Raw genomic sequence first — 1085 nt, forward strand, 5'->3', positions numbered from 1 at the left:
CGTCGGACGTCAGAAGTCAGAAAGAAGGAAAACGCCAAAAGCGAAGATCCAACAAGACTGACGACTGTTGTCTGGCTGACGGCCGAACACATGACTCTCGTCAAGCGAAAGCAAAACGAGCAGTACATTCCAAAACAACGCGTGTAAAACGAGGGAAAGAGGCAAAGCCAAAAGCCCTTGTTGAGCACAAAAAACGAGCCAATCAAACCATTAAATAAATTTTAAAAAATTTATCGGAGAGTTTGATCCTGGCTCAGGACGAACGCTGGCGGCGTGCTTAACACATGCAAGTCGAACGGAGGATACATTGAAACGCAAGTCGATATGTAACCTTAGTGGCGGACGGGTGAGTAACGCGTGGATAACCTGCCTATCTGACCGGGACAACACCTGGAAACGGGTGCTAATACCGGATACGCTCATCTAGTCAAAAGAATAGATGAGGAAAAGGGGAAACCCGCAGACAGATGGGTCCGCGTCCCATTAGCTAGTTGGAGGTGTAAGAGACCCCCAAGGCGACGATGGGTAGCCGGCCTGAGAGGGTGACCGGCCACACTGGAACTGAGACACGGTCCAGACTCCTACGGGAGGCAGCAGTGGGGAATCTTCCGCAATGGGCGCAAGCCTGACGGAGCAACGCCGCGTGAGTGAAGAAGGCCTTCGGGTTGTAAAACTCTGTCATCAGGGAAGAAGAAAGTGACGGTACCTGAGGAGGAAGCCCCGGCTAACTACGTGCCAGCAGCCGCGGTAAAACGTAGGGGGCGAGCGTTGTCCGGAATTACTGGGCGTAAAGGGCGCGTAGGCGGTTATCCAAGTCAGGGGTGAAAACCTTGGGCTCAACTCAGGGCCTGCCTCTGAAACTGGGTAACTTGAGGGCAGGAGAGGGGAGTGGAATTCCCAGTGTAGCGGTGAAATGCGTAGATATTGGGAGGAACACCAGTGGCGAAGGCGGCTCTCTGGCCTAACCCTGACGCTGAGGCGCGAAAGCGTGGGGATCAAACAGGATTAGATACCCTGGTAGTCCACGCCGTAAACGATGGGTGCTAGGTGTAGGAGGTATCGACCCCTTCTGTGCCGTAGTTAAC

General features: G+C 53.5%; 1 rRNA gene. It reads left to right on the forward strand.

From position 1 onward, the window contains the following. Positions 1–230: 230 nt before the first annotated feature. Positions 231–1085: ribosomal RNA gene (locus ACE4YL_RS00005) — 16S ribosomal RNA — on the forward strand; the annotation flags it as partial.

Origin of the sequence: Candidatus Darwinibacter acetoxidans, from assembly GCF_041936445.1 — a bacterium.
In the GTDB taxonomy this organism is placed as follows: Bacteria; Bacillota; Limnochordia; order Darwinibacteriales; family Darwinibacteriaceae; genus DTU010.